We start from the raw sequence: 5,415 nt of genomic DNA on the forward strand, positions 1-5,415 counted from the left end.
TAACAAAAAGACACCAAAAACTGGCATCCAAAAAAACCACACCCCAACACGGGGCATCAAGGCATGGCAAAAAACAACAACAAAAACAAAACCACCAAACACACTATTGAGTTCTCAAACAACACCCGTAAACAGGCAACCCTGCTACTATACTCTGCGGCACAGGCACCGTCAACTGCACTGACGATCCCTTGAGGAAGCGCCGTGCGTCGTTAAGTCCCACTAGTCTACGCGCTCAATCTCCGCTCCGAGACTGACCAGATTCTCCACGAACAGCGGATAGCCGCGGTCGATATGAAAGACGTCGTGCACCTCGGTGTCACCGTCGGCGACCAATCCAGCAAGCACCAGACCGGCGCCGGCCCGGATGTCCGACGACCACACGGGTGCACTCGATAGTTGCGGCAGGCCCCGCACGACGGCATGGTGCCCGTCGGTGCGGGCGTCGGCGCCCAGGCGGATCATCTCCTCGACAAACCGGAACCGCGCCTCGAACACGTTCTCGGTAATCATTGATGTGCCATCGGCGATCGACGCCAGGCCGATCGCCATCGGCTGCAGATCCGTCGGGAACCCCGGGAACGGCAACGTTGCGACGTTGACGGCCTTCGGGCGCTCGTACTGCGTCACGCGAAAACTGTCGTCGGTCTGGGTAACGGTGGCGCCCACGTCGTGCAGTTTGTGCAGTACAACCTGAAGATGTGCCGGATCAACCCCGGTCACCGTAATGTCGCCGCGGGTCATCGCTGCGGCGATGCCCCAGGTGGCTGCCACGATCCGGTCGCCGATGACGCGGTGCTCGGTCGGGTACAGCCGCGGTACACCGGTAATGGTCATCGTCGGCGAACCGGCACCTTCGACCTGCGCACCCATCTGGTTCAACATCGTGCACAGGTCCACCACGTCGGGCTCGCGCGCCGCATTGTGAATTGTGGTGACGCCCTCCGCCAAGACTGCGGCCATCAAGATGTTCTCGGTGGCTCCCACTGATGGGAACTCCAACTGAATTTCGGCGCCCCGCAAGGTATCCGCCTGGGCAACCACGCAGCCGTGCTCGATATTGCAGACGGCACCCAACTGCCGCAGCCCGGCCTGGTGCATATCCAGCGGACGCGACCCGATGGCGTCACCGCCCGGCAGTGCGACTTTGGCTCGTTTGCACCTCCCGACGAGCGGGCCGAGCACGCAGACCGAGGCTCGGAACTGACGGACTGCGGCGAAGTCGGCATCGTATTTCGGCTCGTCCGGGGAGGTGATGCGCACGGTTGCGCCGGCCAGTTCGACCGTGGCGCCCAGGCCCCTCAGCACCTCCGCCATCAGCGGGACGTCGAGGATGTCGGGGCAGTTGGTGATTGTGCTGGTGCCTTCAGCAAGGAGAGCCGCAGCCATCAGCTTGAGAACGCTATTCTTCGCGCCACCAACAGCGACTTCGCCCGACAACCGACTGCCACCGGTCACCACGAATCGCTCGGCCACCCGGGTTAGTTTAGTGAAGCGGTATCGACCTGTCAGTCGGCATGGCGGTCAGAGCGGTACGGTTTTTAGTCATGGCAGTACACCTGACGCGCATCTATACCCGGACCGGCGACGATGGAACCACCGGGTTGAGCGATTTCTCGCGGGTCTCAAAGAACGACGGGCGGTTGGTGGCGTATGCCGACTGCGACGAAGCCAACGCGGCGATCGGCGCTGCGATCGCGCTGGGAAATCCGATTAAGCAATTAGCGGATGTCTTACAGCAGGTACAGAACGACCTGTTCGATGCCGGTGCGGACCTCTCTACCCCGGTTGTGGAGAATCCCCAGTATCCACCGCTGCGCATCACGCAGTCATACATCGATCGTCTCGAGGCGTGGTGTGACGAGTTCAACGAAGGGCTGCCGGCGCTCAATTCCTTTGTACTTCCTGGTGGTTCGCCACTTTCGGCGCTGCTGCATGTCGCCCGCACGGCGGCACGCCGCGCCGAGCGTTCGGCGTGGGCCGCGATCGAAATGCACCCGTCGGACGTCAGTCCAGTGCCGGCCAAGTATCTGAATCGATTGTCCGACTTGCTGTTTATCCTGTGCCGGGTAGCCAACCCGGACGGCGACGTGCTGTGGCAACCGGGCGGCGGACGGCCCGGGCGGCCGGAGAAGTAGACCCGCAGATCAGATGCTGCGGCGGCGTGCACGTGGCGAGGGACGTGATTCCAACCACGACTGGAAAGCGGTCAATGCGCCTCGGTCCAGCGCGATTTCATAGCCCGCCCTACGGTCCTGCGTCGTGTCGCGCAGTTCCAACACGATGATCTCTTCGGTCATGATGTCGAACTCGTCACCGCGTGGTGAACGCCGCGAAACGATGTCCACACCTCGCCTGTTGAGTTGACGATCCGGCCATAAGCGAACACTGGACAATCGGTAGAAGGCGGCATCACCACCCCGGTAGCGGATGACGCCGTGTCGCCACCCGTGGCCTCCGACTGCGGGGATGTCCCGCATGATCGCCGCCGTCCCACCCTGGCGTAGCTTCCACAAGCGATAGCTCAAGGCGACGACGGCGATTCCCAATATGGCGACGAGCACGACCATGGCAATCATGAGCGCGCTCATCGCGGTTACCGGCTAGTCGAGCGCGCCGACAGCGCGCAGTCTGGCCCGCCCCCTGGCGGCGACGCGGGGATCGTCTGACTCCGAATCCTCTCTGGCCGCGGCCTCGTCGATCTCTGATTCGAATTCCGCGGATTCGGCGAGGATGCTGACCCCCTCCTCGGTCACCGACATAAAGCCGCCGTCTACCGCGATGCGCAGGTCCTTCTCGTCCTCACGTTCGACGCGCACCATGGCATCATCGACCAGCTGCGCCACCAGCGGGATATGCCGTGGCAGGATACCGATCTCCCCGACGGTGGTACGGGTGAAGATGAACGTCGCCTCGCCCGACCAGATCTTCCGGTCGACGGCAACGATCTCCACGTTCATGCCGGCCATGTCAAGCCACCTTTCGCCGCTGGCAAGAACAGATCACAGCTTGGCGCCGAAGCTTTCAGCCTTCTTAGCCAGGTCGTCGAGACCGCCGATCAGGAAGAATGCCTGCTCGGGCACATGGTCGAACTCACCTTTTGTGAGCTTGTCGAACGCCTCGATGGTTTCCTTCACCGGCACGGTGGAACCTGGCTGACCGGTGAACTGTTCGGCGGCCATCATGTTCTGCGACAGGAACCGTTCGATGCGTCGCGCCCGGTTGACCTGTTGCTTGTCCTCTTCGGACAGCTCGTCGATACCAAGAATCGCGATGATGTCTTGTAGGTCCTTGTAGCGCTGCAGGATTCGGATAACTTCCTGCGCCACCCGGTAGTGCTCGTCGCCGAGCACCGCGGGGTCCAAGATGGTGGAGCTGGACGCCAACGGGTCCACCGCGGGGAAGATGCCCTTGGAGAACACATTTCGGGACAGCTCGGTGGTCGCGTCCAGGTGTGCGAACGTCGTCGCCGGCGCGGGGTCGGTGTAGTCGTCGGCCGGCACGTACACGGCTTGCATCGAGGTGATGGACCGGCCACGCGTCGAGGTGATCCGCTCCTGGAGCTCACCCATTTCGTCGGCCAGCGTGGGCTGATACCCCACCGCCGAGGGCATCCGGCCGAGTAGCGTGGAAACCTCGGATCCGGCCTGGGTGAACCGGAAGATGTTGTCGATGAACAACAGCACGTCCTGCTTCTCGACGTCGCGGAAGTACTCGGCCATGGTGAGGGCCGACAGGCCTACCCGCAAACGAGTGCCCGGCGGCTCGTCCATCTGGCCGTACACCAGCGCGGTGTCCTGGATGACACCGGACTCGGTCATCTCGAGCCACAGGTCGTTGGCCTCGCGGGTCCGCTCCCCCACCCCGGCGAACACCGAGACACCGCCGAAGTTCTGGGCGACGCGGCGGATCATCTCCTGGATCAGCACGGTCTTGCCGACCCCGGCTCCGCCGAACAGCCCGATCTTGCCACCCCGGACGTACGGCGTCAGCAGGTCGAGGACCTTGATGCCGGTGACGAACATCTCGGTCCTCGGCTCGAGCTGGTCCAGCGGCGGGGGATCACGGTGGATCGGCCACCGCTCGGTGATGTCCAGGGACGAGGTGGGTACGTCGAGCGTCTCGCCGAGGGCGTTGAACACGTGCCCCTTGACCACGTCACCCACCGGCACCTCGATCGGCGCGCCGGTATTGGTCACCTCGGCGCCGCGCACTAGGCCGTCGGTGGGCTCCATGGAGATGGCGCGGACGATGTCGTCGCCGAGGTGCTGCTCCACCTCCAGCGTCAGCAGCCGGGTGTCGTCGCCGAGCGTGACCTCGGTGTGCAGCGCGTAGTAGATCTCCGGCAGCTGGTCCGCAGGGAACTCGACGTCCACGACGGGGCCGATGATCCTCGCGACACGGCCGGCACCCGTCGCGGCTTCGCCGCTCTCGGCTGAGTTTTCAACGGTCGCGGTCATGTGTCCCTCACTCACTCGTTTGCGCTTGCGTCCGCGAGCGCGTTGGCGCCGCCGACAATTTCGCTGATTTCTTGGGTGATCTCGGCCTGCCGGGCGTTGTTGGCTTGACGAGTCAGCGTCTCGAGCAGATCACTCGCGTTGTCGGTGGCCGCCTTCATGGCCCGCCGCCTCGACGCCAGCTCGGCGGCCGCGGCCTCCAGCATCGAGTAGTAAAGCCTGCTCGTCATGTATTGCGGCAGCAGGGCGTCGAGCACCTCGGCCGGCCCGGGTTCGAACTCGTACTGCGGAAGGGGCCCGGACGGGTGCTCCTCCTCCGTCTCCTCGATCTGCAGCGGCAGGGCCCTGCGGACCACGGGCCGCTGCGTCAGCATGGAGACGAACTCGGTGGTGACCAGGTGGATCTCGTCCACGCCGCGTTCGTGGTCGCCGTGCTGGCCGGCTTCGAACGCCTCGAGCAGCACGGTGGCGATCTGCTGCGCGTCCCGGTACCTCGGCGCGGCGGAGAAACCGCTCCAGGATTCGGCGACGTCGAGCTCGCGGAACCGGTGCCAGGCGATGCCCTTGCGGCCCGCCACGTACAGGACCGGCTCGATGCCCCGGTCCTGCAGCAGCTGCCGCAGCCGGGCCGATTCACGCAGCACGTTCGCGTTGTAGGCGCCGGCGAAGCCCTGGTCGCTGGTCAGGATCAGCACCGCGGCGCGGGTCGGGTGCTGCGGCTCCTCGGTGAACGGGTGGTTGATCGTGGTCGAGCGGCTGATCACCGCCTCCACCGCGCGGGTGAGCTCCCGCGCGTACGGCTCGGCCGCGCGCACCTGCTGCTGCGCCCGCACGATCCGCGACGACGCGATCAGCTCCTGCGCACGGGTGATCTGGGCGATGGACTGCACCGAGCTGATCCGCCGCCTGACCAGGCGAAGCTGGGCTCCCATGGGCTACTTCTTCTCGGCCGTGGCGG

6 protein-coding genes are annotated in these 5,415 nt (G+C 64.5%); 1 reads left to right on the forward strand and 5 read right to left on the reverse strand.

What is annotated here, in order from left to right; translation table 11 throughout:
* Positions 1-222: 222 nt before the first annotated feature.
* The gene (gene murA, locus ACLQI9_RS06795) at positions 223-1,476 is read right to left on the reverse strand and encodes a UDP-N-acetylglucosamine 1-carboxyvinyltransferase (protein WP_442382145.1); all 1,254 of its coding nucleotides are present in this window, start codon (positions 1,474-1,476) and stop codon (positions 223-225) included.
* 71 nt (positions 1,477-1,547) lie between these two features.
* Between murA and ACLQI9_RS06800 the strand changes: the two genes are divergently transcribed.
* Positions 1,548-2,138, forward strand: a complete 591-nt coding sequence (locus tag ACLQI9_RS06800) for a cob(I)yrinic acid a,c-diamide adenosyltransferase (protein ID WP_442382168.1) — start codon at positions 1,548-1,550, stop codon at positions 2,136-2,138.
* A 9-nt stretch (positions 2,139-2,147) separates the two neighbouring features.
* Here the strand turns inward: ACLQI9_RS06800 and ACLQI9_RS06805 are convergent, their stop codons facing one another.
* The 4 genes from ACLQI9_RS06805 to ACLQI9_RS06820 are packed head-to-tail and all read right to left on the reverse strand — an operon-like array spanning position 2,148 to position 5,389.
* On the reverse strand, positions 2,148-2,591 hold the full coding sequence (locus ACLQI9_RS06805) for a DUF2550 domain-containing protein (RefSeq protein WP_442382146.1): 444 nt from the start codon (positions 2,589-2,591) through the stop codon (positions 2,148-2,150).
* Positions 2,592-2,603: 12 nt separating this feature from the next.
* Entirely contained in the window at positions 2,604-2,969 is a 366-nt protein-coding gene (locus ACLQI9_RS06810) for a F0F1 ATP synthase subunit epsilon (RefSeq protein ID WP_442382147.1), read from the reverse strand.
* Between the two features lie 33 nt (positions 2,970-3,002).
* Positions 3,003-4,460, reverse strand: a complete 1,458-nt coding sequence (atpD, locus tag ACLQI9_RS06815; RefSeq protein ID WP_442391350.1) for a F0F1 ATP synthase subunit beta — start codon at positions 4,458-4,460, stop codon at positions 3,003-3,005.
* 11 nt (positions 4,461-4,471) lie between these two features.
* The gene (locus tag ACLQI9_RS06820; RefSeq protein ID WP_442391352.1) at positions 4,472-5,389 is read right to left on the reverse strand and encodes a F0F1 ATP synthase subunit gamma; all 918 of its coding nucleotides are present in this window, start codon (positions 5,387-5,389) and stop codon (positions 4,472-4,474) included.
* Positions 5,390-5,415 lie beyond the last annotated feature (26 nt).

The organism is Mycobacterium sp. (assembly GCF_052143115.1).
Taxonomy (GTDB): domain Bacteria; phylum Actinomycetota; class Actinomycetes; order Mycobacteriales; family Mycobacteriaceae; genus Mycobacterium.